Here is a 21,974-nt window from a genome sequence, read left to right as displayed (position 1 = left end):
CCTGCTCTCCTAAGAATTCGTTACGACTAGCGAAATTGCGCGAGGAACCGCAAGTCGTTGTCGAAGAACAGACGCAAGTCGTTCACGCCGTAACGCAGCATGGCCAGACGCTCAACGCCCATGCCGAAGGCAAAGCCCGAGAACTCTTCCGGATCGATCCCGGACATGCGCAACACGTTCGGATGAACCATGCCGCAGCCCATCACTTCCAGCCAGCCAGTCTGTTTGCAGACGCGGCAGCCTTTACCGCTGCACATGACGCATTCCATGTCGACTTCGGCGGAAGGCTCGGTGAACGGGAAGTACGAAGGACGGAAACGCACGGCCAGTTCTTTTTCGAAGAACACCCGCAGGAACTCTTCGATCGTGCCTTTGAGGTCGGCGAAGTTGATATCGCGATCGACCAGCAGGCCTTCGACCTGGTGGAACATCGGCGAATGGGTGATATCGGAGTCGCTGCGGTACACACGGCCTGGGCAGACGATGCGGATCGGCGGCTTTTTCGATTCCATGGTGCGGACCTGTACCGGCGAGGTATGGGTGCGCAGCAACATGTTGGCGTTGAAATAGAAGGTGTCATGCATCGACCGGGCCGGGTGGTGGCCTGGGATGTTGAGCGCCTCGAAGTTGTGATAGTCGTCTTCGACCTCAGGGCCTTCGGCAATGCCGTAGCCGATACGGGTGAAGAACTGTTCGATACGTTCCAGAGTCCGGGTTACCGGATGCAGACCACCGGAGGTCTGACCACGGCCCGGCAGGGTCACGTCAATGGATTCGGCAGACAGTTTGGCAGCCAGTTCGGCTTCCTCAAACAGAGCCATGCGCGCATTGAGAACGCCTGTGACACGTTCCTTGGCAACGTTGATCAGGGCGCCGACCTGCGGACGCTCTTCTGCCGGCAAATTCCCCAGGGTCTTCATCACCTGAGTCAATTCACCCTTTTTGCCAAGGTATTGAACCCGGATTTGCTCCAGGGCATTGATATCTTCAGCGCTTTGCACAGCCTCTAGTGCTTGAGAGACCAGCGCATCCAGGTTTTCCATGTACAGACTCCAGATACAAAATAGGGGAAGAGCTTGAAGGCTCTTCCCCTATTTAAGACGTTTACCACCTGGCCCCACGGAGGTGAGGCCGGGTGATTGTCGGGGGTACTTAAGCCAAGGTGGCTTTAGCTTTCTCGACAATCGCAGCAAACACCGCTTTTTCGTTCACTGCCAGATCAGCCAGAACCTTACGGTCGATCTCGATGGACGCTTTTTTCAGGCCAGCGATGAAACGGCTGTAGGACAGACCGTTAACACGAGCACCAGCGTTGATACGAGCGATCCACAGAGCGCGGAACTGACGTTTTTTCTGACGACGGTCACGGTAGGCGTATTGGCCTGCCTTGATTACCGCTTGCTTGGCAACACGGAATACGCGGGAGCGTGCGCCGTAGTAGCCTTTAGCAAGTTTCAGAATTTTTTTGTGACGTTTACGGGCAATGACGCCACGCTTTACACGAGCCATGAGTTACTTCCTCTATTCTTGATCCAAAAATTAACGAAGGCGCAGCATGCGCTCGACTTTTGCCACGTCAGACGGATGCAGCAAGCTGCTACCGCGCAGTTGACGCTTACGCTTGGTCGACATTTTGGTCAGGATGTGGCTCTTGAAAGCGTGCTTGTGCTTGATACCGTTAGCAGTTTTCAGAAACCGCTTAGCAGCACCACTTTTGGTTTTCATTTTTGGCATGTTCGGATACTCCGCATTCAGTTGATAAACATAATCAGAAGGCCTGCCGTGCCCTGTTGATTACTTCTTCTTTTTCGGGGCGATGACCATGATCAGCTGGCGTCCTTCCATCTTAGGATGCTGTTCGACCGAACCGTACTCGAGCAGGTCAGCTTCAACCCGCTTGAGGAGTTCCATCCCCAGCTCCTGGTGGGCCATCTCACGGCCGCGGAATCGCAAGGATACCTTGGCCCTGTCCCCGTCACTCAGGAAACGTACCAGGTTGCGCAGTTTTACCTGGTAATCCCCTTCCTCCGTCCCTGGACGAAACTTGATTTCTTTTACCTGAATCTGCTTCTGGTTTTTCTTCGCCGCAGCAATCTGCTTCTTCTTTTCGAAGATCGATTTGCCGTAGTCCATCACCCGGCAAACCGGTGGGACTGCGTCTGCAGAGATTTCTACCAGATCAAGCTTTGCTTCTTCAGCAATACGAAGCGCTTCATCAATCGAGACGATGCCAATCTGCTCGCCATCAGCGCCAATTAACCGAACCTCGCGTGCCGAGATATTCTCGTTGATCGGGGCTTTCGGTGCAGCTCGTTTATCTTGTCTCATTTCACGCTTAATAATAATTACTCCGAATCTGGGCGACCACGCCGGGAAACCGCTTGCGCGAGAAACTCAGCGAACTGGGCGACGGGCATCGAGCCCAGGTCAGCACCTTCACGAGTACGCACAGCGACAGTCTGCATCTCGACTTCCTTATCCCCAATAACCAAGAGATATGGAACCTTGAGCAAAGTATGCTCGCGGATTTTAAAGCCGATCTTTTCATTTCTCAAGTCGGACTTGGCACGAAACCCGCTTTCGTTGAGAGTTTTTTCGACCTGAGCGACGAAATCTGCCTGTTTATCAGTGATATTCATGATCACTGCCTGGGTTGGCGCCAGCCACGCAGGGAATGCACCTTCGTAGTGCTCGATCAGAATCCCGACGAAACGCTCGAACGAACCGAGTATCGCACGGTGCAACATCACCGGATGCTTGCGGCTGTTGTCTTCGGAGACGTATTCGGCCCCCAGACGCACAGGCAGGTTGAAATCGAGCTGCAAGGTACCACACTGCCACACGCGGCCGAGGCAATCTTTCAGCGAGAATTCAATCTTCGGACCGTAGAACGCACCTTCACCCGGCTGCAGATCGTACGGCAGGCCAGCGCTATCAAGGGCTGCAGCCAGGGCTGCTTCGGCGCGATCCCACAGCTCGTCGGAACCGACACGCTTTTCCGGACGAGTGGACAGTTTCATCTCGACATCGGTAAAGCCGAAGTCGCGGTAAACATCCATGGTCAGCTTGATGAACGCAGCGGATTCAGCCTGCATCTGCTCTTCGGTGCAGAAGATGTGGGCATCGTCCTGAGTGAACGCGCGCACACGCATGATGCCGTGCAGCGCACCCGACGGCTCGTTACGGTGGCAGGCACCGAATTCGGCCAGACGCATCGGCAGCTCACGGTAGCTCTTCAGGCCCTGGTTGAACACTTGCACGTGGCAAGGGCAGTTCATCGGCTTGATGGCGTAGTCGCGGCTTTCCGACTCAGTGGTGAACATGTTGTCGGCGTAGTTGGCCCAGTGCCCGGATTTCTCCCACAGGCTGCGGTCAACGACTTGCGGCGTCTTGATCTCGAGATAGCCGTTGTCGCGCTGCACCTTGCGCATGTACTGCTCGAGTACCTGGTACAGCGTCCAGCCATTCGGGTGCCAGAACACCATGCCCGGCGCTTCTTCCTGGGTGTGAAACAGGCCCAGGCGCTTGCCGATCTTGCGGTGATCGCGCTTTTCAGCTTCTTCGATACGCTGGATGTAAGCAGCCAGTTGCTTCTTGTCTGCCCAGGCAGTGCCGTAAACGCGCTGCAATTGCTCGTTCTTGGCATCACCGCGCCAGTAGGCGCCGGACAGCTTGGTCAGCTTGAAGGATTTCAGGAAGCGGGTGTTCGGCACGTGCGGACCGCGGCACATGTCGACGTATTCTTCGTGATAGTACAGGCCCATGGCCTGCTCGTTCGGCATGTCTTCGACCAGACGCAGCTTGTAGTCCTCGCCACGGGCCTTGAACACTTCGATCACTTCGGCACGCGGAGTGACTTTCTTGATGACGTCATATTCTGTATCGATCAGCTGTTGCATGCGCTGTTCGATGGCCGCCATGTCGTCCGGCGTAAAAGGACGCTCGAAGGCGATGTCGTAATAGAAGCCTTCGTCGATAACCGGCCCGATGACCATTTTTGCAGTCGGATACAGCTGCTTGACCGCATGGCCGACCAGGTGGGCGCAAGAGTGGCGAATGATCTCCAGCCCCTCTTCATCCTTTGGCGTGATGATTTGCAGCGTCGCGTCGCTGTCGATGATGTCGCAGGCGTCGACCAGCTTGCCGTTGACCTTGCCGGCCACGGTGGCCTTGGCCAGACCGGCACCGATGGATGCGGCGACCTCGGCTACGGAAACCGGGTGATCGAATGAACGTTGACTGCCGTCGGGAAGAGTAATAGTTGGCATGGCGCCTCCTCTCCTAGTGGTGACCCCTACCAAAGGTCACGTGGGTTGGGATGAGCCAGTACAAGATCCGATCCAGGCCATTCAATGACGAACGCCTGCCTTACAGCGGCAGGAGCCTTGCGGCCAACCGGAAAACCGAACCAGAGTGACTGGGATTCAAATCAGAAAATTCGTGCACTGCCGCTACCGGGACTGAAGGTCATCCAGAGCCTGCGAAACGCCCGAGCGGGGCATGCTAGCACAGATGAACGGTCACCGATGCACTCTGGTTTTTACCGAGAGGCAAATCGTCTGTTTTATGCCAGAGTGCTGAACTTGATCGGCCTTTGGGCCCTCAGATAACAAGACATTGACCCACAAGGAGCATCCTCGCATGCGTCTTAACACCCTGCTTGCTGCAGTCGCCCCCCTCGTTTTGCTGCTGCCGCTGAGCGCCCACGCCGATTGGCCAAAGGGCGAGCGCGAGAAATACATGGCTCAGTGCACCCAGGCGGCGACTCCGCAAATCGGTGCCGCTGCCGCAAAATCCCACTGCGCGTGCGGCGCAGATGCCATCAAGTCCTACCCGGCCAAAGACATTCAGGCGCTGATGGACAACAAGGCCAGCCAGGAATTGCAGCAGAAAGCCCTGGGGCAAATTGCCAAATGCAAGGCCAACGCCCCTGCGAAAAAATGATGAAACAGGCCTTTTCACTGCCCTCAGCACCGCTGAAAAGCATCTGAATCAGGCCTTTTCGTACGATTTATGCAGGTTTTACAGGTTTTTTTATTGTCTTTATTTTTCGCTCGAAGCCTTGTAAACCGGGGCCTCCAGCCGAAACAGGCAGTAAAGAAAACACGACTGATTGGCAAACAGCACGTCCGGGGGGCTACCAAAGCGAACATTTCGACTATGATACCCCGGTGTGCCCAGTTGGCCTGAGCAGCACAGTACTACTGAAAATATATGTTTCTTGGAGATACACCATGTCTAATCGCCAAACCGGCACCGTTAAATGGTTCAACGATGAAAAAGGCTTCGGCTTCATCACTCCTCAAGGTGGCGGTGACGACCTGTTCGTACACTTCAAAGCTATCGAAACTGACGGTTTCAAAAGCCTGAAAGAAGGCCAAACCGTTTCCTTCGTGGCTGAGAAAGGCCAAAAGGGTATGCAAGCTGCACAAGTTCGCCCAGAGTAATTTCTCGGCGCACTAAAAAAACCCCGTCCATGTGACGGGGTTTTTTATGGGTGAAACAAAAGCCCGAAGGCTCAGCCGCAGTTGACGCGGGTGATCACCAGGTTCTGATCGGTATTCAGGTTGAGGCGATCGGAGCGGTACTCCAAAGTAATCATGTCATTCGGCTTGAGGAACCGGGCGTTCTGCGCACCGGCTTTCTTGCGCGCTTGCTCCAACAGCTCCGGCGAAGCTTTCTTGCCGAGAGCGAACTCCGCAGCCGATGCTTCACAACGACCATGTCCGGCCTCAGTCGCCACGGGTTCCTTCTGCGACTCGCTGGAGGTCGTAGAGCAACCAGCCAACAGAGCAACGGCCATCAGTGCACCCAGTGACGCGAACTTCCAAGGCATTGAAGCCTCCTTATTTCAATTTTGAGCAGAGATCGTGCGACCGCCAATACGGCGTTTGGTTTCACGGTGAGTGCTATCACCCTGCCCCACGATCGGAAAAACGCCGAGTGTGCCTGAGCAACACCTGAAGCATCACCCCGTAAAACGTCACTGAATATTAATAACGCTCAGTAGACATCAATGTAGTCGTAAGGCGGATTCGGCCAGTTGTCCTTGAGCGCATTAAAAATCTGCATGACCCAGACTTCGTCGCTGGCTGCGACATTTCCCACGTATCCCGAGCCTTTTGCCCAGGTCTCCAGACGAAACAGCAGGCCATCGATGTCCTGACCGCCAGTGACACCCGAAGAGATATAGGCAATCCCGCCCTTGGTCACGCGCAGTTGGGTGTGTTCGTCATCACTGGCCGACGCCAGCATCCGGCGGACAGCATCAAGGGTCAGGCCGTCGGGGCTATTCAAATCGATCTGCACAGCGCAATCCTTGTTTTTTTTGCGGAAACGACCAAGTGTCGCATAGCCCTGCGCTCATGCCTAAGTCGCAGTGCCAAACGCTCGGCAAAGTGGTTAACTCAAAACTCCGATCCCGCGACCGAGCCTTGCCATGACCACCGTAAGCATTACCGCCGACATCAAGGCCACCTGGCCGCAAGGGCACAGTTCTTACAGCCCGGGCAGTCCGGAAGAATTGGCATTGATCAGCATCGACTTGCTGGTGAAGACGCTGGGAACACAGGGCGCGCAATCGTTCATCGCCCAGCTGTTCGAGAAGTATCCCGATGACTTCAAAGGGACATCGGACACCGAGAGGGAGTAAAAGCCCGCAAGCTGGCACCTGCGGGCGTATCGCTTACTTCAGACGTTTCAGACGCTCGGTCAGCAGATCGAAGAAGCCCTGGGCATCGCCGTTCTCCACCCAGAAGGCGTTTTTCGGCGCCTTGAGGCCGTCATACCAGTCGACAATGGTCTGGCCGAAGGTCGGGCCTTCACGGCTATCGACCACCACATTCACCGACCGGCCAGTGAACAGCTCAGGCTTGAGCAGATAAGCCACGACGGTGGCGTCGTGCACCGGGCCACCCGGAATGCCGTAGTGCTCCATATCCCCTTTGATGTACTCGTTGAGGATGTCGCCGACAATCTTGCTCGCATTGTTGTTCAGCGCCGCGATCTGCTTCAGGCGCGCATCGCTGGTCAGGATCTTGTGGGTCACGTCCAGCGGCAGGTAAGTCAGTTTCACGCCACTTTTGAGCACCACTTCCGCTGCTTGCGGATCGGCGTACAGGTTGAATTCGGCCACTGGCGTGATGTTGCCGCCGTTGAAGTGGGCGCCACCCATGATCACCACTTCCTTGATCCCCTGAACGATCTCCGGCTCCTGAATCAGCGCCAGGGCGAGGTTGGTCTGCGGGCCGAGCATCGCGATGGTGATGCTGTGCGGCTTGGCTTTTTTCAGGGTGTCGATCAGGTAGTTGACCGCATTGCCTTCGGCCAGGCCTTTCTTCGGCTCATGCACGGCGACACCCGACAGGCCCTCCTTGCCATGGATGTTTTCGGCGTAGATCGGCGTGCGCATCAGCGGTTTCGGCGCGCCGGCGTACACCGGAATCTCTTCCCGCCCTGCCCACTCACGGGCCAACCGCGCATTACGCGAAGTCTTGTCCAGACGCACGTTGCCGGCCACGGTGGTCAACGCGCGAATGTTCAGCTCCTCCGGGGAGGCCAGGGCAAACAACAGGGCAACCACGTCGTCGGCGCCCGGGTCGGTGTCGATGATCAGGTCGATCTTTTCCGCCGCCTGGGCGCCGGTCGCGGTTATCACGGACAAAAGCAGCAGACTCCGAATCAATTGATGCATTTTTTGAGCATAGCGGTGCATGGCGCATTCCTTGTGCAGATGAAATCAAAAGGGGCGAACCCTGTTTAGAACGTAACTCCAGACACCAGCACGATGTTGCAGTACGGCTGGCATTCGCCCGTACGAACAATCGCTCGTGCCTGTCGGCTGAGTACTTTGAATTGCTCGTGACTGAGCAGGTCACGCCGCCCCAGCGAGCCTTCGTCATTCAGCTCGTCCAGCGTGGAAAGCGCGGTCGGTTGCTTGTCGAAAATCTCCTTGGCCAGTGCGTGGCTTTCCACCTGCATCTCGCTGAGCACGACTTTCAGGGTGCTGACGAAATCCGGAACGCCGTGCGTCAACGCCAGGTCGATCAACTCGACACCCGGCGGTACCGGCAGGCCGGCATCGCCGATCACGACCATGTCGCCGTGGCCGAGGGAAGCAATCAGCCGCGACAGGGCGACATTGAGCAAAGGAGTCTTTTTCATGCGGGTTTGAATGCCTGTACGTCGGAGGTAGTGGGAATGGACGGCTGGGCACCTGCCCGGGTAACCGACAGGGCCGCAGCGACCTGCCCGAAACGAATGGCCTCGGCCTCGGTTTTGCCGGCCGCCAGTGCAGCCGCAAATCCGCCGACAAACGTGTCCCCGGCGGCAGTGGTATCGACAGCCTTCACTTTGGGTGCAGGAAAATGCTGGTAACCCGTGCCGTTGGCGAACAATGAGCCTTGAGCCCCCAGCGTGATGATGACCTTGCCGGCGCCCAGTGACATCAGGTGTGCCGCAGCTTTTTCAGCGGTCGCCAGCGAGTCCACCGGCAAACCGCTGAGGGCGGCGGCCTCGCTCTCGTTGGGTATCAGGTAATCGATGGCGGCAAACCAGTCTGCCGGCAGCGGGCGACTGGCCGGCGCCGGGTTGAGGATGACTGTCTTGCCCAGTTCACGTCCGCGCTTGAGCGCATGGCCTACCGTGGCATCGGGAATTTCCAGCTGGCAGATGATCACGTCGGCCGCTTGCAGCACGGCATCGAACCGGTCGATGACCGCCGGGGTCATCGAACCATTGGCACCGGCCACGATGACAATCGCGTTTTGACTGTTGTCATCGACCACGATCAGCGCCACGCCACTGGAATCCTCCACCACGCTGACCGCCTGACAGTCGATCTGCTCGGCCAGCAACGCGTCGCGCAATTGCACGCCATAGTCGTCGTTGCCGACACAGCCGACCATCGACACCTGTGCACCCAGTCGCGCAGCAGCCACCGCCTGATTGGCACCCTTGCCACCGGACACGGTTGCGAAGGAATGGCCGATCAGCGTCTCACCACCCCGGGGCAAGCGCGGCGCCCGGGTGACCAGATCCATGTTCAGGCTGCCTATTACCACTACATTTGCGGACATACATCACTACTCTTCAATTTGTTTCAGCGGTATTCGGTGAACACGCCGGACAGCGGTGCAGTCGATTCGCGCAGGACAATACTCGGGGTCACGATCCGCTGATCCGTCGCCAGACCCGGCGTAGCAATTCTTCGCAACAACACTTCCGCGGCCATCTCGCCGAGTTGCAGGATCGACTGCCCCACGGTCGTCAGCGCTGGATACACGTAACGACTCATCTGGATATCGTCGAAGCCGATCACCGACAGCTCGGCAGGCACGCGCACGTTGCGTTCCGCAGCGGCCCGCAACACACCTATGCCAATCATGTCGTTACCGGCGAAGATCGCGCTCGGAGGGTTACGTTCAAGCAGAATGGAAGCAGCGTTGTAACCACCAGTGCTGGTGAAGTCGCTTTCCAGCATGCGCGAAGGGGATACTTCAACACCGGCCTCTTTCAGCGCTCGAGCAAAACCGGCCTGACGCATTTGCGCGACACTGGTGCTGGCCGGACCACCGATCGTGGCGATGTCGCGATGACCGAGCTCAAGCAGATGCCGCGTCGCGAGGTACGCGCCATATTCGTGATCGATGCGCACCAGGTCGGCGTCCACGCCTTCGAGTCCACGGTCGACAATCACCATCGGCGTCTTTACGCCCGCCAGTCCTTGCGCCAGACCACTGTCGCCACCCGCCGAGGCGACGATCAAGCCGTCGATGCGCTTTTCCAGCAGGACCCGCAGGTAGCTGCGCTGCTTGTCCGGGTTGTCGTCGGAGTTGCAGAGAATCACGCAGTAGCCGTTACGCTCGCAGTAATCCTCGATCCCGCGCGCCAGTTCGGCGAAGTACGGGTTGAGACTGTTGGGCACCAGCAAGCCGATGGTGGCGGTGGTTTTCGCTTTCAGCGAACGGGCCACGGCGCTCGGCACATAGTCGAGACTCTTGATCGCCGCCTCGACCTTGAGCCGCACTTCTTCGCTCACCGGTCGGGTCTTGTTTACTACGTGGGACACGGTCGTGTAGGAAATTCCTGCAAGTGCCGCCACATCCTTGATCGTTGCCATTTATCAGCCCCGTCGGCTTGCGCGTTGACTGCGATAGGTGTCGAGCACCACGGCGATCACGATCACCGCACCGGTGATGATGCGCTTGGTCGGCTCGGTCGCGCCAATCTGCGCCAGACCGGCCGCCAGCACGGAGATGATCAACACGCCGAAAAAGGTGCTGATCACCGAACCACGGCCTCCCATCAGGCTGGTGCCGCCGATCACCACGGCAGCGATCACTTGCAGCTCAAGGCCGGAACCAGCGTTCGGGTCGGCCGCTTCCAGCCGGGAAATCTGGAACAGCGCCGCGATACCAGCGAGCAGCCCCATCAGGCTGAACACCAGAATTTTGTAGGGCTTGGGATTGATCCCCGCCAGACGCACCGCTTCTTCGTTGGTGCCAATGCCGATCAGATAGCGGCCGAACACGGTACGGGTCAGAACAGCCTGGGCAATGAAGATGACCAGCAAGGCAATGATGAACGACGGCGAAATACCGAAGGCGATCGGGTTCGACAGCCAGGCGAAGGAATCACCGATGTAGGCGGTACGCGAACCGGTCATCTGATAGGCCAGGCCACGGGCCATCTCCAACACACCGAGCGACACAATGAATGACGGAATTCGCCACGCCACGGTAATCGAGCCGGTAACCGTGCCGGCCAACGCGGCAACGGCCATGCCCAACAAGGCAGCCGGCAATACGCTCCAGCCCCAGCCAAGAATCGCCACGCTGACCGTGGATGCCGCGAGTGCCAGCACCGAGCCTACCGACAGGTCGATCCCGCCGATGATCAGGACGAACGTCATGCCCACCGCCAGAACCATCAGGTCGGGAATCTGGTTGGCCAGGGTGCTGAAGGTGTTGTACGACAGGAAATGGCTGCTCATGACCGAGAACAGCGCAATCATTGCCAGCAACGCGCCGGCCAGGCCCAGGTAAGTGCCGAGGCCGTAGAAATTGCCACTGGATTTGCCGGCGGAAGATGCAGTTTTCATGGGAGATCCCTAGGCGCTGCTTCGTTGAGCAACGCATCACGTTTCTGGTAGCCGGCGAACGCGGCGGCAAGCAAGTCATCCTGGGTCCAGCTGTCGCGCTCGAACGTGTCGATCAGGCGCCCCGCCGACAACACGCCGATGCGGTCGCAGATCAGCATCAGCTCGCGCAAATCGCTGGACACCACAACCAGCGCTTTGCCCTGACGGGTCAGTTCGCCGAGCAAGGCATAAATATCGAACTTGGCGCCGACATCGATACCACGAGTCGGCTCATCGAATAGCAACACCGAACAGTCGCGCTCGAGCCAGCGCCCGATCACCACCTTTTGCTGATTGCCGCCGGACAGCTCCGACACCAACTGCGTCGGGCTGGAACTGCGGATACGCATCGCGTCGATCTGCCGTTGCGCGAGCTTGGTTTCATCGCCGTTGTTGACGAACCCGCCGCTGGAAATCTCCGGCATGTTGCCCAAGGCAATGTTGGCGCTGATCGATTGGCTCAGCAGCAGGCCTTCTCCCTTGCGATCCTCGGTGATCAGGGCGATGCCGTTGCGCACCGCGTCGACAGGCGAACGGATGCTCACCGTTTTTGCCGGCGAACCGAGTGCCACAGTGCCGCTGTCCGCGACATCGGCGCCGAAGATCAGCCGCAAAAGTTCGGTGCGCCCTGCCCCGATCAGCCCCGAAATGCCAAAAATCTCACCGGCGCGAACCTCAAAGGACACGTCGCGAACCTTGTCGGAGCGGGTCAGGCCTTTGACCGTCAGGGCCGGCGCGCCGATATGGCGAGCCCCCAGATCGATATGCTCGCCCAGCTCGCGACCAACCATCAGGGTGACCAGTTGCTCGCTGTTGTAATTGGCCATCGGCTCGACGCATACCAGATTGCCGTCACGCAGCACGGCAATGCGCTGTGCGACCCGGGCCAGTTCTTCGAGGCGATGGGAGATGTAGATGATCGAGACGCCACGCGCCTGCAGCCGGGTGATCTGCTCAAAGAGCATCTCGACTTCGCGGGCGGTCAGCATTGCGGTCGGCTCGTCGAGAATCAGCACGTGACAGTCGCCGATCAGGTTGCGAGCGATTTCGACCATTTGCTGGTGACCGATACCCAGCTCGCCGACCAGTGTGTCCGGATCGATGGCATCGAGGCCGACTTGAGCCATGGCTTCGATCGCGGCCTTGCGCAGCTGCTTGCGGCTGATCCAGCCACCGTTGCTCGGCAGATTGTCGAGGAACAGGTTCTCGGCCACCGACAGCGTCGGCAGCAGATTGAGCTCTTGCATGACCATGCGCACACCCAGCTCTTCAGCCTGCGTGCGACTGCCGGGGCGATACTCCTTGCCCTGGAATTGCATCTGGCCGGTGGTGGGTGTGACCAGACCGCCGATGATCTTCGACAGGGTGCTTTTGCCGGCACCGTTCTCTCCGGTCAACGCCAGCACTTCACCGCGCATCAACGTCAGGTCGATGCCGGTCAGAACCGGTTGCGCATAGGTCTTGCCGATACCGCTGACCGAGAGGACAGCGTTCGGAGCGGAAACTGACATAAAAATCTCCATGCGCTCGCCCGGACGGACGAGCGCCATTGTGTCGCCAGTGGACTTATTTGGTGACCAGCTCGACCGGCGTTTCGATCACACCGTTCGCACCACTGTCGACTTTCTCGCCCTTGATGATTTTCAGCGCGGTCTCGATGCCAAACACCGCTTGCTTCGCGGCGTACTGGTCAGCAGTCGCCAGAACGCGGCCGTCCTTCAGCATGGGTTTGATGGCATTGATGTTGTCGTAACCGACAACCTGCACCTGACCGGCCTTGCCGGCAGCGCGCACGGCGGAAACGGCGCCCACGGCCATGCTGTCGTTGCCGGCCAGGAGTGCCTTGACGTCCGGGTATTCGCTGAGAATCGAAGCGGCCACCTTGTTGCCCTTGTCGATTTCCCAGTCACCGGACTGCAGGGAGACAACCTTGATCTGTGCAGCCTCCATCGCATCCTTGAAGCCAGCGGTACGCTGCTGGGCGTTGGTCGTCGTGGAGACACCTTCAATGATGCCGACTTCGTCACCGGCCTTCAGTTGCTTGGCCAGGTACTCACCCACCAGACGCGCGCCTTTGCGGTTGTCCGGGCCTACGAACGGAACGCTGATGTTCTTGCTTTTGATCACAGCCGGATCGAGTTGGTTATCGATGTTGATCACGGTGATACCGGCATCGACGGCCTTCTTGATCACTGGCACCATCGCCTTGGAGTCAGACGGTGCGATGACCAGCGCGTTGACCTTCGCCAGAATCATCTGCTCGACGATGCGCGTCTGCCCCGCCGTGTCGGTTTCGTCCTTGATGCCGTTGGAGATCAGGTCGAAATCGGCGGAATGTTCTTTCTGGTAGGCCTTGGCGCCATCTTCCATGGTCAGGAAGAACTCGTTGGCCAGGGATTTCATGACCAGGGCGACTTTTGGTTTTTCAGGGGATTCGGCGAAGGCCGAAGAGACAGGCAGTGCGGCGGATGCGGCAGCCAGCATGGCAACAGCAAGAAGACGTCCAGCGAATGGCAGCTTCATGGGTTCACTCCGATCTTATGATTATTGTGAGCAACGCTTGCGCTGGCGTAAGCTCGCTGCACCCCACGACAATTCAATCTATCGCGAAGGCCGCGCAAACGTTTGCGTAGACCGAACTATGCGAATCCTGCCGACATTTGTCAACGACTGAAGATCTGCTTTTTTTGTAGGGCGAATAACCGTCATCGCCCCTTTTCCTACGCGGTCGTGTTGATCACACCGCCGCTGCCAGAACCCTTGGCCATCTCACGAACCAGGTTGCCGGCCACTTCCATGAGGGCTGCGTTGGTGTCTGCGATCTGCCCCTGAATCGACATCACAACAGTCGTCTTGGCTTCTTCGGTCGGATAACTCGCTGCCTGCGCGGCAGCCAATTGCTGCTGCTGCTCCTGCAATTGCTGCTGCAATTCCTTCATGCGCTTGAGCAGTATTTTTATCGTGATGCTTTGATTGCCACTGCTCTCGGTTGGCGCCTCTTCCTGCACGGGGCCGCCACCGGTTCTGACTTCCTTGGTTTCGCCCGCGTCTTTACCCAGCGCCTCGGCCGATGCTTGCTCGTTCGCCTCGCTCAGGGCATTGATCGTCGCGGCCGTTTTTCCGCCGATAGTGACCGCGCCGGGATTTGGCAAACCGATAGTCAATGACATTTGAACTCCTGAAAAATTGGATCCCTATCAAGGCGCATCGGCCAGCGCGCCGTTTTCTTTAGCAGAGATCTGGAAAGCAGCCAGTTCAGTCTGTGGACGAGGCTCGTAGTCCTTTTCGGTGAGCCGAACGAGAAAACATCCCACGTTCGGAAACCCGGATGAGCGAGGGAAGCTCACAGCCACTCTTCGAATAAATCTTGATTTAAATCATAAGGTTAAACATTTCTCTCAAGCACAGTACGACTGGTACAGATCCTGCTCCCTCCCTGCACCCCTGGCATTCAGATCGGCCCGGGGCGCATCTAGATGAACCTGCATCAGCACCGTCTCACTACTAGAGAGAAAAATAATGACATCTGCTTTGAAGAGTTTCGTTCCGGGCGCTTTGGCCCTCCTCCTGCTCCTGCCAACCGCCCTCCAGGCAAAAGAAGCTGAAACCCAGGCCAAACTGGCCAACGTGGTGGTATTGGCCACCGGCGGCACCATTGCTGGCGCGGGCGCCAGCGCTGCCAACAGCGCGACCTATCAGGCCGCGAAAGTGGGCATCGAGCAATTGATCGCCGGCATTCCCGAGCTGAGCACGCTGGCCAATGTGCGCGGCGAACAAGTCATGCAAATCGCCTCGGAAAGCATCACCAACGAAAACCTCCTGCAACTGGGTCGTCGTGTTTCCGAACTGGCCGACAGCAAAGACGTCGATGGCATCGTCATCACCCACGGCACCGACACCCTGGAAGAGACCGCATACTTCCTGAACCTGGTGGAAAAAACCGACAAGCCGATCATCGTCGTCGGCTCCATGCGCCCGGGCACCGCCATGTCGGCGGACGGCATGCTGAACCTGTACAACGCCGTGGCCGTCGCCAGCAGCAAAGAAGCTCGCGGCAAAGGCGTACTGGTCACCCTGAACGATGAAATCCAGTCGGGTCGCGATGTCAGCAAGATGATCAACATCAAGACCGAAGCCTTCAAAAGCGCCTGGGGCCCGCTCGGCATGGTGGTAGAAGGCAAATCCTACTGGTTCCGCCTGCCAGCCAAGCGCCACACCATGGATTCGGAGTTCGACATCAAAAACATCAAGAGCCTTCCTGATGTAGAAATCGCCTATTCCTACGGCAATGTCAGCGACACGGCCTACAAGGCCCTCGCCCAGTCCGGCGCCAAGGCGATCATCCATGCCGGTACCGGCAACGGTTCGGTTTCCTCCCGCGTGGTTCCGACCCTGCAAGCGCTGCGCAAGGACGGCGTGCAGATCATTCGCTCGTCTCACGTCAATGCCGGTGGTTTCGTCCTGCGCAACGCCGAACAGCCTGACGACAAATACGACTGGGTGGTTGCTCACGACTTGAACCCACAGAAAGCCCGCATCCTGGCCATGGTCGCGTTGACCAAGACCAACGACAGCAAAGAGCTGCAACGGATGTTCTGGGAATACTGATTTGACCTCGCCTGATCTTTTCCCGATCGGGCACTGACTTCACCCTTCGTCAACTTGACGAAGGGTGAAGCTTGCGCCTCCTCCAAAGAAAAATTTCACCTGAGTGACATCAAAACCGGAAAACCGCTGTCAGAGGATTTTCTTGAATTTTAAGCAGTTGCGAAAATGCCTACAGTTAAATACTGTATGCACGTACAGCTTAATAAGGATAACCTCGTGGCCACTTCCCCTGATGCTCCTGACGCTTACGAACGCATGGGCATGCGCGTTCAAAAAATCATCAACTCCCCCACCGCACAAAAAGCCAAAGCCGCACTGATCTTCCGCCTTCCGGACGAGCCGGTGGATGACTGGGAGCGTTTGCTGGAAGAGATCGACGAGAACGACAACGTCACCCTCGCCTACCGCGACGATGGCGGCGTACAGATTTTCTGGGTTGTGCCGAAGGAAGATTGATTCAATGATTCTGCGTTTTGCTGCTGTGCTGTTGCTTTTCATTTCCCTGGGTGCGCACGCCGGCGCACCGCGTACATTCACCGAGGCCAAGAAGGTCGCCTGGAAGCTGTACGCACCACAATCCACCGAGTTCTATTGCGGGTGCAAATACACCGGCAACAAGGTCGATCTGGCCGCGTGCGGCTATGTCCCACGCAAGAACGCCAAGCGGGCGTCCCGCATCGAATGGGAGCACATCGTTCCCGCATGGCAGTTCGGCCATCAGCGTCAATGCTGGCAGGAAGGCGGTCGCAAGAATTGCACCCGCTACGACCCAAGTTATCAGAAAGCCGAAGCCGACCTGCACAACCTGGTGCCGAGCATCGGCGAGGTGAATGGCGACCGCAGCAATTTCAGCTACGGCTGGCTGCCGGTCGAAAAGGGTCAGTACGGCTCCTGCCTGACTCAAGTCGACTTCAAGGCGAAGAAGGTCATGCCCCGCCCTTCGATCCGCGGCATGATCGCCCGCACCTACTTTTACATGAGCAAACAATACGGCTTGCGCTTGTCGAAGCAGGATCGGCAACTGTACGAAGCCTGGGACAAGACTTATCCGGTGCAAGACTGGGAACGTCAGCGTAACCAGAGCGTGGCCTGCGTGATGGGACGCGGCAACGAATTTGTCGGCCCGGTGAATCTGAAAGCCTGCGGTTGATTGCCTGATCAAAAGAAAAGGCCTTGAGCGATAAACTCAAGGCCTTTTTTGTGCTCAGCCGCCGGACTTGTTGTAACGCCAGTAGCCCATCAGATTGAGTGACTCGCGCGGGATGCCACGCTCCTTGATCAAGTACTTGCGCAGACTCATGACAGCGGCGGATTCTCCAGCGATCCAGCCATAGAACCCCTCGCTGGCCGTATCGGCGATCTCCCAAAGAATCTCTTCTTCGATGTCGACATCCGCCAGCTCGACCGCTTGCCCCACCGGCGATGCATCGACAGGCAATGTCGCCTGCCGCACGGCTTCCCCCATCAACGTGCCGGCAGCTGCGTGATCGCGGATCAGCCATTGCACCGAAAGTCCGGGCCAGTCAGGAACAGCCAGCATGTCTTCACGACTGTCGACTTCAAAAAACGCCTGGGTCTGCGGCGGTTCGGCCAATGTCGCGAGCTCTTCCAGAATCCCCATGGCGGCCGGCAACGCTGTGGCGTCGGCGACCAGCAGAAGTTGCTTGAGCGTTTGCGGTGGCTTCCATTCAAATCCCCCTGCTTCTTGCGCCGAGAATCGGCTGTCGGGCGCCAGAATCTGCATCGACTCGCCAGGTTGCGCTCGCAACGCCCAACGGGAGGCCGGGCCGGTTTCGCCATGCAGGACAAAATCGATATCGACTTCACCTGACTCAGCTCGCAAATGACGGATGGTGTAGGTGCGCATCGCCGGGCGACGATCGATCAGCATCGAGCGGAAACGGGCGTACCACCCCTCGCCCTGAGAAAGCTTGGCGGGTGAGCCGTCTGCGGCAGGAAAAAACAGCTTCACTCGCTGATCCGGCGCCCAGGTCGCCATCTCGGTGACCGTGGGGCTTGAGAGCGTGATCCGCATGAGATGCGGGCTCAACTGCTGCTTGTGACGCAAAACGACGTCGAACAATTTGTAAGGATTGGCGGAGGCCATGCGGAGCTCCTTCTGGCTATCTTCAGTGACTCCTTGAAAAACGAATCACGCGGGACACCCTTTAGTCAGCTCCGCCGAATGGATCCTTATTGCGTCGCCGTGCGCTCGATCACCAGCGTTTCGATGTTCTGCTTCTTCGCCTTGACCAGCGCCGCATTCACATCCGCCTGACGCGCCTCTGCGTCAGCCTTCGAATTGAAAGGGCCGAGGAGGATCCGGGTCTTGCCGCTGGCGTCCTTGATGACACTGGCCACAAAACCATGCTCGATCAGCCAGCCACTGAGGTCGCTGACGGCCTGAGGGGTTTCACCGCGCACTTCGAGATCCCACTGCGGGCCCACCGCAGCAGGCGCCGTTACCACCGCCGGTTTCGGCTTTTGCGCATCCACACTCTTGCCTTCGCCACATCCTGCCAATGCCAGTGCCGCGACTACCCAGACCAATTTGCGCACAACGCTTCCCTCTGAATTCTCAAAGCGGCGATCTTAACATTCGAGAATACTTTCCGAGCCCCGCAAATTGCGGCATAAAACTACGAGATTGATGCCGACGGCCCCTGTATAGTTACGCGCTGGGAATTAATGCCGCTGCTGCGCGTCAGAAAGAGGCACCCAAACTGTAAGACTTCGCACTAATCTATACGTACCACCGACCTCTGCACTGTCTGAATCAGGTGCCCTACAAAGCAATCAAGGAGAAGACCATGCTGATACTCACCCGCAAAGTCGGTGAAAGCATAAACATTGGTGATGACATCACGATCACCATTCTCGGCGTCAGCGGCCAGCAAGTTCGAATCGGCATCAATGCTCCGAAGAACGTTGCAGTGCACCGGGAAGAGATCTACCAGCGCATCCAGGCTGGCCTGACCGCTCCGGACAAGCCACAAACGCCCTGAGCCCTACCGCAGTCAGTAGCCAGTTCGTTTGCCTGCGCGCAATGACTGGCTAAAGATTCAAGCGCCGTATTGCCATTCCCCCACCTCCCTGGTGACGGCGCGTGCCACGCCCCTTCCTGCCTCAACCCTTCTCGCAACCGATACTAACCGTCATTCAACGGGCTGGCTGTCGGACGTTTCCGAATAGCGGCCGGGAATCTCGCCCGCCTAGTCGAATGTAACGCCACGCGCCATCCCGGTGGCCGCCACGACCATCAATATCAACAGCAGCGCTTCGGCATGACTGATCCGCGCGAATACCTTCGCACGTCCTGTATCAGGAGCAGCGCCGCGCGCCTTGGCCATGCGCCACTTGATCAGGGTGATCATCGGCACGAGCTCCAGAAGCAGAATCAACACAAACAGCGTCATCTTCAGATGAAACAGTGGCTGATGCAGGTAATAGTCGGTTCCCTTCTCATAACCTCCGAAGGCGCGCATGCCGCCGGTGATGAGCAAGACCAGCGCCGAAAGCCCCCAAAGATTGTCGGCAAGCAATACGCGCCCGACCTCACCGGAGCCGGACGCCAGACGGCTGAAGGCCGTTCCACGCGTCAACACCGCCCAGAAGCCCAAGGCAAACGCCAGTAAATGAATCGCTGCAAGAAACCAATGAACCAGCATCGATGAACTCCTGTCCGGCAGAGTTGAAATCAGCCAAACAGTAGTAGTCGAAAAAATGTGGGGCTGCCTGCCACCCTTCCCGTAAAACAGAAGCGGGCGAGACGAAAGAATGGGCAAAGGTGCGGGAGAGGCAAATCGCGGGCAAAAAAAATCCCAAGCAGCTGATGGAAGCTTGGGATTTAAAAATGCATAAACCGTGGTGGTGAACGCGGGGCGGATATTACTGATTTTTCCAGTATGTAACAACGTATTTTTGATAACCGGATGGTTAATAAAATCCGTAACCCCTTAAATATCCACACTATTTAAATGGTCGCTCGCGACGGTCGGCGACGAATGGATCAAAATCCATCACGATCAATATGCGCCTGGCTCAAGAATTTTACAAAAATGAGCTCAGGATCCCCCGGATCAAGGTTCTCCACCATGCCGCTGTGCTGATATCCAAGATTGGTCAGCATCTGTCGCATCGGCGAGTTGGACGTATTGGTCGACGTGAAGATCTTTTCTGCACCGGCATGCTGCTCCAGACCGCTCACGATCTGCCGCCCCACGCCGGAACGCCTGTTCGCACTAGAGACGACCACGAGAGGTATGAACCACTCTCCAAAAAAGCTTCGATCCAGACATCCGTAGCCGAGGGGAGCGCCAGGATCGTCCGCCTCGCAGACAACCCAGCACTCCTCTGCCCTGACGGCCCACGTGATGTACTCGCGACGGCAGCTATCTTTTTCAGCGACAGGATCAATCTTCAACAGGCTTTCGATATCGCCTGGACCGGCGCGCCTGAATTGGCGACTCATGAATACACCCCTGCAAATGTGCCGAAGTGTAGCGGCGGTCGACCAAACCGAAATTTTGCAAAGGTTCTGAAAATCGCAGACAACAAAAAAGGGCCCACCTTTCGGTGAGCCCTTTCAGACCGCCCAGCAGAGCGGATTTTGTTTGGTAGGCGCGATTGGACTCGAACCAACGACCCCCACCATGTCAAGGTGGTGCTCTAACCAACTGAGCTACGTGCCTGCTGTGAGGCGGCATTCTACGGAATTCCGGAGGGGTGTCAACACCTTTTTTTCACCTAACCCTATGAATATGCAAAATATTTAATTTCGACCCACCGCAAGAAGATTTCCCGGTGGCTGGCGGAGGTTTTTCAACTGGGGTAGGATCGCTGCACTCGTAAAATATATTAAACAGAGGCTGCAGGATGGCGAACACCCCTTACCCAGAGTCTTATTACGCTGCGTCGGCCAACGCCGTACCACCACGCCCTGCCCTGCAGGATGACGTGGAGACGGATGTCTGTGTGATCGGCGCTGGTTATACGGGACTTTCCTCGGCCCTGTTCCTGCTGGAGAACGGTTTTCGCGTGACCGTGCTGGAAGCCGCCAAGGTCGGCTTCGGCGCTTCGGGGCGCAATGGCGGGCAGATCGTCAACAGCTACAGCCGTGACATCGACGTGATCGAACGCAGCGTCGGCCCGAAACAGGCGCAACTGCTCGGACAGATGGCGTTCGAGGGCGGCCGGATCATTCGTGAGCGCGTCAGCAAGTACAACATTCAGTGCGACTTGAAAGACGGCGGTGTATTCGCTGCCATTACTGCCAAGCAGATGGGTCACCTGGAATCGCAGAAGCGCCTGTGGGAGCGCTTCGGCCATACCCAACTGGAACTGCTCGATCAACGCCGCATCCGCGAAGTGGTCGCCTGCGATCAATACGTCGGCGGCATGCTCGACATGAGCGGCGGTCACATCCACCCGCTTAACCTGGCATTGGGCGAAGCAGCCGCCGTGGAGTCCCTGGGCGGTACCATCTACGAACAGTCACCGGCGGTGCGCATCGAACGCGGCGCCAATCCGGTCGTGCACACACCGCAAGGCAAGGTCCGAGCCAAATTCATCATCGTGGCCGGCAACGCCTACCTCGGCAATCTGGTGCCGGAACTGGCGGCCAAATCGATGCCATGCGGCACACAGGTCATCACCACCGAGCCACTGGGCGATGAGCTGGCGAAATCCCTGCTGCCGCAGGACTACTGCGTCGAAGACTGCAATTACCTGCTCGACTACTATCGCCTCACTGGCGACAAGCGCCTGATCTTCGGCGGCGGCGTGGTGTATGGCGCGCGGGATCCGGCAAACATCGAAGCGATCATCCGCCCGAAAATGCTCAAGGCCTTCCCGCAACTCAAGGATGTGAAAATCGACTACGCCTGGACCGGCAATTTCCTGCTGACCCTGTCGCGCCTGCCTCAGGTCGGACGCCTGGGCGACAACATCTATTACTCCCAGGGCTGCAGCGGCCATGGCGTGACCTACACGCACCTGGCCGGCAAGGTATTGGCCGAGGCACTGCGCGGACAAGCCGAGCGCTTCGATGCGTTTGCCGACCTGCCGCACTACCCGTTCCCCGGCGGGCAACTGCTGCGCACACCGTTTGCCGCGCTCGGCGCGTGGTACTACGGACTGCGCGACAAGCTCGGTTTCTGATGAGCGAAAAAAAGGGCCGCTGAATAGCGGCCCTTTTTACATCCAGTGTCTCGTCCTGAATAAGGTT

At 57.8% G+C, this 21,974-nt stretch carries 27 protein-coding genes and 1 tRNA gene; 8 read left to right on the top strand and 20 right to left on the bottom strand.

Going from position 1 to position 21,974, the window contains the following annotated elements:
• Positions 1-26: 26 nt before the first annotated feature.
• The 5 genes from pheS to thrS form a co-directional block, all read right to left on the bottom strand.
• Positions 27-1,043 carry a phenylalanine--tRNA ligase subunit alpha gene (gene pheS, locus PMI24_RS17055; protein ID WP_007956034.1) on the bottom strand — a complete coding sequence of 339 codons (1,017 nt, stop codon included), beginning with the start codon at positions 1,041-1,043 and terminating at the stop codon, positions 27-29.
• A 109-nt stretch (positions 1,044-1,152) separates the two neighbouring features.
• Positions 1,153-1,509, bottom strand: a complete 357-nt coding sequence (rplT, locus tag PMI24_RS17050) for a 50S ribosomal protein L20 (protein ID WP_007913489.1) — start codon at positions 1,507-1,509, stop codon at positions 1,153-1,155.
• A gap of 30 nt (positions 1,510-1,539) precedes the next feature.
• A complete protein-coding gene (gene rpmI / locus PMI24_RS17045; RefSeq protein WP_002553160.1) occupies positions 1,540-1,734 on the bottom strand; it encodes a 50S ribosomal protein L35 in 195 nt (64 codons plus the stop codon).
• 60 nt (positions 1,735-1,794) lie between these two features.
• Complete coding sequence (infC, locus tag PMI24_RS17040; protein ID WP_170929410.1) at positions 1,795-2,346, bottom strand: translation initiation factor IF-3; 552 nt, start codon at positions 2,344-2,346, stop codon at positions 1,795-1,797.
• Positions 2,346-4,268, bottom strand: coding sequence for a threonine--tRNA ligase (thrS, locus tag PMI24_RS17035; RefSeq protein WP_007956031.1), 1,923 nt, complete (start codon positions 4,266-4,268; stop codon positions 2,346-2,348). The genes infC and thrS overlap by 1 nt, the downstream gene beginning before the upstream one ends.
• Before the next feature lie 373 nt (positions 4,269-4,641).
• Here thrS and PMI24_RS17030 point away from each other — a divergent pair, with 373 nt between their 5' ends.
• Entirely contained in the window at positions 4,642-4,944 is a 303-nt protein-coding gene (locus PMI24_RS17030; RefSeq protein WP_007956029.1) for a hypothetical protein, read from the top strand.
• Between the two features lie 290 nt (positions 4,945-5,234).
• Positions 5,235-5,447 carry a cold-shock protein gene (locus PMI24_RS17025; RefSeq protein ID WP_007956027.1) on the top strand — a complete coding sequence of 71 codons (213 nt, stop codon included), beginning with the start codon at positions 5,235-5,237 and terminating at the stop codon, positions 5,445-5,447.
• A 71-nt stretch (positions 5,448-5,518) separates the two neighbouring features.
• Here PMI24_RS17025 and PMI24_RS17020 read toward each other — a convergent pair whose 3' ends face one another.
• Both PMI24_RS17020 and PMI24_RS17015 read right to left on the bottom strand, forming a co-directional pair.
• Complete coding sequence (locus tag PMI24_RS17020; protein ID WP_007956025.1) at positions 5,519-5,836, bottom strand: I78 family peptidase inhibitor; 318 nt, start codon at positions 5,834-5,836, stop codon at positions 5,519-5,521.
• A gap of 167 nt (positions 5,837-6,003) precedes the next feature.
• On the bottom strand, positions 6,004-6,309 hold the full coding sequence (locus PMI24_RS17015; protein ID WP_007956024.1) for a hypothetical protein: 306 nt from the start codon (positions 6,307-6,309) through the stop codon (positions 6,004-6,006).
• Between the two features lie 130 nt (positions 6,310-6,439).
• Between PMI24_RS17015 and PMI24_RS17010 the strand changes: the two genes are divergently transcribed.
• Entirely contained in the window at positions 6,440-6,652 is a 213-nt protein-coding gene (locus PMI24_RS17010; protein WP_007956023.1) for a hypothetical protein, read from the top strand.
• Positions 6,653-6,685: 33 nt separating this feature from the next.
• Here the strand turns inward: PMI24_RS17010 and PMI24_RS17005 are convergent, their stop codons facing one another.
• The 8 genes from PMI24_RS17005 to PMI24_RS16970 all read right to left on the bottom strand — a co-directional run bounded on the left by PMI24_RS17005 (position 6,686) and on the right by PMI24_RS16970 (position 14,310).
• Positions 6,686-7,714, bottom strand: a complete 1,029-nt coding sequence (locus PMI24_RS17005) for a nucleoside hydrolase (RefSeq protein WP_007956022.1) — start codon at positions 7,712-7,714, stop codon at positions 6,686-6,688.
• Between the two features lie 44 nt (positions 7,715-7,758).
• Positions 7,759-8,163, bottom strand: a complete 405-nt coding sequence (rbsD, locus tag PMI24_RS17000; protein ID WP_007956017.1) for a D-ribose pyranase — start codon at positions 8,161-8,163, stop codon at positions 7,759-7,761.
• Positions 8,160-9,077: a ribokinase gene (rbsK, locus tag PMI24_RS16995; protein WP_007956015.1), complete on the bottom strand. Its 918-nt coding sequence runs from the start codon at positions 9,075-9,077 to the stop codon at positions 8,160-8,162. The genes rbsD and rbsK overlap by 4 nt, the downstream gene beginning before the upstream one ends.
• A 23-nt stretch (positions 9,078-9,100) precedes the next feature.
• Entirely contained in the window at positions 9,101-10,120 is a 1,020-nt protein-coding gene (locus tag PMI24_RS16990) for a LacI family DNA-binding transcriptional regulator (RefSeq protein ID WP_007956014.1), read from the bottom strand.
• Between the two features lie 3 nt (positions 10,121-10,123).
• Positions 10,124-11,101 (bottom strand): ABC transporter permease, encoded by a 978-nt coding sequence (locus tag PMI24_RS16985; RefSeq protein WP_007956013.1) that lies wholly within the window; start codon positions 11,099-11,101, stop codon positions 10,124-10,126.
• Entirely contained in the window at positions 11,098-12,651 is a 1,554-nt protein-coding gene (locus tag PMI24_RS16980; protein WP_007956011.1) for a sugar ABC transporter ATP-binding protein, read from the bottom strand. Before PMI24_RS16980 ends, PMI24_RS16985 begins: the two co-directional genes overlap by 4 nt.
• Before the next feature lie 55 nt (positions 12,652-12,706).
• Positions 12,707-13,663, bottom strand: a complete 957-nt coding sequence (locus tag PMI24_RS16975) for a sugar ABC transporter substrate-binding protein (protein WP_007956008.1) — start codon at positions 13,661-13,663, stop codon at positions 12,707-12,709.
• 197 nt (positions 13,664-13,860) lie between these two features.
• Positions 13,861-14,310, bottom strand: a complete 450-nt coding sequence (locus tag PMI24_RS16970) for a hypothetical protein (protein WP_007956006.1) — start codon at positions 14,308-14,310, stop codon at positions 13,861-13,863.
• A 349-nt stretch (positions 14,311-14,659) separates the two neighbouring features.
• Between PMI24_RS16970 and PMI24_RS16965 the strand changes: the two genes are divergently transcribed.
• From PMI24_RS16965 to PMI24_RS16955, 3 genes are all read left to right on the top strand, one after another.
• Complete coding sequence (locus tag PMI24_RS16965) at positions 14,660-15,748, top strand: asparaginase (RefSeq protein WP_007956004.1); 1,089 nt, start codon at positions 14,660-14,662, stop codon at positions 15,746-15,748.
• A 186-nt stretch (positions 15,749-15,934) separates the two neighbouring features.
• The gene (locus PMI24_RS16960; RefSeq protein WP_371857356.1) at positions 15,935-16,204 is read left to right on the top strand and encodes a DUF1654 domain-containing protein; all 270 of its coding nucleotides are present in this window, start codon (positions 15,935-15,937) and stop codon (positions 16,202-16,204) included.
• A gap of 4 nt (positions 16,205-16,208) precedes the next feature.
• Positions 16,209-16,898, top strand: a complete 690-nt coding sequence (locus tag PMI24_RS16955) for an endonuclease (RefSeq protein WP_007956001.1) — start codon at positions 16,209-16,211, stop codon at positions 16,896-16,898.
• A 54-nt stretch (positions 16,899-16,952) separates the two neighbouring features.
• Here PMI24_RS16955 and PMI24_RS16950 read toward each other — a convergent pair whose 3' ends face one another.
• Together PMI24_RS16950 and PMI24_RS16945 are read right to left on the bottom strand one after the other, a co-directional pair.
• Complete coding sequence (locus tag PMI24_RS16950; protein WP_007956000.1) at positions 16,953-17,855, bottom strand: siderophore-interacting protein; 903 nt, start codon at positions 17,853-17,855, stop codon at positions 16,953-16,955.
• Positions 17,856-17,941: 86 nt separating this feature from the next.
• A complete protein-coding gene (locus PMI24_RS16945; RefSeq protein WP_007955999.1) occupies positions 17,942-18,307 on the bottom strand; it encodes an SPOR domain-containing protein in 366 nt (121 codons plus the stop codon).
• Between the two features lie 251 nt (positions 18,308-18,558).
• Here PMI24_RS16945 and csrA point away from each other — a divergent pair, with 251 nt between their 5' ends.
• Positions 18,559-18,753 (top strand): carbon storage regulator CsrA, encoded by a 195-nt coding sequence (csrA, locus tag PMI24_RS16940; RefSeq protein WP_003179932.1) that lies wholly within the window; start codon positions 18,559-18,561, stop codon positions 18,751-18,753.
• A gap of 207 nt (positions 18,754-18,960) precedes the next feature.
• On the opposite strand, the gene PMI24_RS16935 is transcribed toward csrA, so the two are convergent.
• The 3 genes from PMI24_RS16935 to PMI24_RS16925 form a co-directional block, all read right to left on the bottom strand.
• The gene (locus PMI24_RS16935; RefSeq protein WP_007955998.1) at positions 18,961-19,416 is read right to left on the bottom strand and encodes a DUF2214 family protein; all 456 of its coding nucleotides are present in this window, start codon (positions 19,414-19,416) and stop codon (positions 18,961-18,963) included.
• A 341-nt stretch (positions 19,417-19,757) separates the two neighbouring features.
• Positions 19,758-20,219, bottom strand: coding sequence for a GNAT family N-acetyltransferase (locus tag PMI24_RS16930; protein ID WP_007955997.1), 462 nt, complete (start codon positions 20,217-20,219; stop codon positions 19,758-19,760).
• 143 nt (positions 20,220-20,362) lie between these two features.
• Positions 20,363-20,439 (bottom strand) — tRNA-Val (locus tag PMI24_RS16925).
• Positions 20,440-20,623: 184 nt separating this feature from the next.
• Here PMI24_RS16925 and PMI24_RS16920 point away from each other — a divergent pair.
• Positions 20,624-21,907, top strand: coding sequence for an NAD(P)/FAD-dependent oxidoreductase (locus tag PMI24_RS16920; RefSeq protein WP_007955995.1), 1,284 nt, complete (start codon positions 20,624-20,626; stop codon positions 21,905-21,907).
• The last annotated feature ends 67 nt before the right edge of the window (positions 21,908-21,974 follow it).

Origin of the sequence: Pseudomonas sp. GM25 (assembly GCF_000282255.1) — a bacterium.
Lineage (GTDB): Bacteria > Pseudomonadota > Gammaproteobacteria > Pseudomonadales > Pseudomonadaceae > Aquipseudomonas > Aquipseudomonas aphyarum.
The sequence above is the reverse complement of the archived record's forward strand: the minus strand, read 5'-3'. Positions and strand labels throughout refer to the sequence as shown.

What these genes read in the sequence shown, in the direction of transcription:
- pheS (WP_007956034.1), bottom strand. Translation starts at nt 1,043, where the DNA reads ATGGAAAACCTGGATGCGCTGGTCTCTCAAGCACTAGAGGCTGTGCAA.
- PMI24_RS17005 (WP_007956022.1), bottom strand. Translation starts at nt 7,714, where the DNA reads ATGCACCGCTATGCTCAAAAAATGCATCAATTGATTCGGAGTCTGCTG.
- PMI24_RS16920 (WP_007955995.1), top strand. Translation starts at nt 20,624, where the DNA reads ATGGCGAACACCCCTTACCCAGAGTCTTATTACGCTGCGTCGGCCAAC.
- PMI24_RS16990 (WP_007956014.1), bottom strand. Translation starts at nt 10,120, where the DNA reads ATGGCAACGATCAAGGATGTGGCGGCACTTGCAGGAATTTCCTACACG.
- thrS (WP_007956031.1), bottom strand. Translation starts at nt 4,268, where the DNA reads ATGCCAACTATTACTCTTCCCGACGGCAGTCAACGTTCATTCGATCAC.
- PMI24_RS16985 (WP_007956013.1), bottom strand. Translation starts at nt 11,101, where the DNA reads ATGAAAACTGCATCTTCCGCCGGCAAATCCAGTGGCAATTTCTACGGC.
- PMI24_RS16960 (WP_371857356.1), top strand. Translation starts at nt 15,935, where the DNA reads ATGCACGTACAGCTTAATAAGGATAACCTCGTGGCCACTTCCCCTGAT.
- PMI24_RS16935 (WP_007955998.1), bottom strand. Translation starts at nt 19,416, where the DNA reads ATGCTGGTTCATTGGTTTCTTGCAGCGATTCATTTACTGGCGTTTGCC.
- rbsK (WP_007956015.1), bottom strand. Translation starts at nt 9,077, where the DNA reads ATGTCCGCAAATGTAGTGGTAATAGGCAGCCTGAACATGGATCTGGTC.
- PMI24_RS16965 (WP_007956004.1), top strand. Translation starts at nt 14,660, where the DNA reads ATGACATCTGCTTTGAAGAGTTTCGTTCCGGGCGCTTTGGCCCTCCTC.
- PMI24_RS17020 (WP_007956025.1), bottom strand. Translation starts at nt 5,836, where the DNA reads ATGCCTTGGAAGTTCGCGTCACTGGGTGCACTGATGGCCGTTGCTCTG.
- PMI24_RS16930 (WP_007955997.1), bottom strand. Translation starts at nt 20,219, where the DNA reads ATGAGTCGCCAATTCAGGCGCGCCGGTCCAGGCGATATCGAAAGCCTG.
- PMI24_RS16980 (WP_007956011.1), bottom strand. Translation starts at nt 12,651, where the DNA reads ATGTCAGTTTCCGCTCCGAACGCTGTCCTCTCGGTCAGCGGTATCGGC.
- PMI24_RS16975 (WP_007956008.1), bottom strand. Translation starts at nt 13,663, where the DNA reads ATGAAGCTGCCATTCGCTGGACGTCTTCTTGCTGTTGCCATGCTGGCT.
- PMI24_RS17030 (WP_007956029.1), top strand. Translation starts at nt 4,642, where the DNA reads ATGCGTCTTAACACCCTGCTTGCTGCAGTCGCCCCCCTCGTTTTGCTG.
- csrA (WP_003179932.1), top strand. Translation starts at nt 18,559, where the DNA reads ATGCTGATACTCACCCGCAAAGTCGGTGAAAGCATAAACATTGGTGAT.
- rbsD (WP_007956017.1), bottom strand. Translation starts at nt 8,163, where the DNA reads ATGAAAAAGACTCCTTTGCTCAATGTCGCCCTGTCGCGGCTGATTGCT.
- rplT (WP_007913489.1), bottom strand. Translation starts at nt 1,509, where the DNA reads ATGGCTCGTGTAAAGCGTGGCGTCATTGCCCGTAAACGTCACAAAAAA.
- PMI24_RS17010 (WP_007956023.1), top strand. Translation starts at nt 6,440, where the DNA reads ATGACCACCGTAAGCATTACCGCCGACATCAAGGCCACCTGGCCGCAA.
- PMI24_RS16970 (WP_007956006.1), bottom strand. Translation starts at nt 14,310, where the DNA reads ATGTCATTGACTATCGGTTTGCCAAATCCCGGCGCGGTCACTATCGGC.
- rpmI (WP_002553160.1), bottom strand. Translation starts at nt 1,734, where the DNA reads ATGCCAAAAATGAAAACCAAAAGTGGTGCTGCTAAGCGGTTTCTGAAA.
- PMI24_RS16950 (WP_007956000.1), bottom strand. Translation starts at nt 17,855, where the DNA reads ATGGCCTCCGCCAATCCTTACAAATTGTTCGACGTCGTTTTGCGTCAC.
- PMI24_RS16955 (WP_007956001.1), top strand. Translation starts at nt 16,209, where the DNA reads ATGATTCTGCGTTTTGCTGCTGTGCTGTTGCTTTTCATTTCCCTGGGT.
- PMI24_RS17025 (WP_007956027.1), top strand. Translation starts at nt 5,235, where the DNA reads ATGTCTAATCGCCAAACCGGCACCGTTAAATGGTTCAACGATGAAAAA.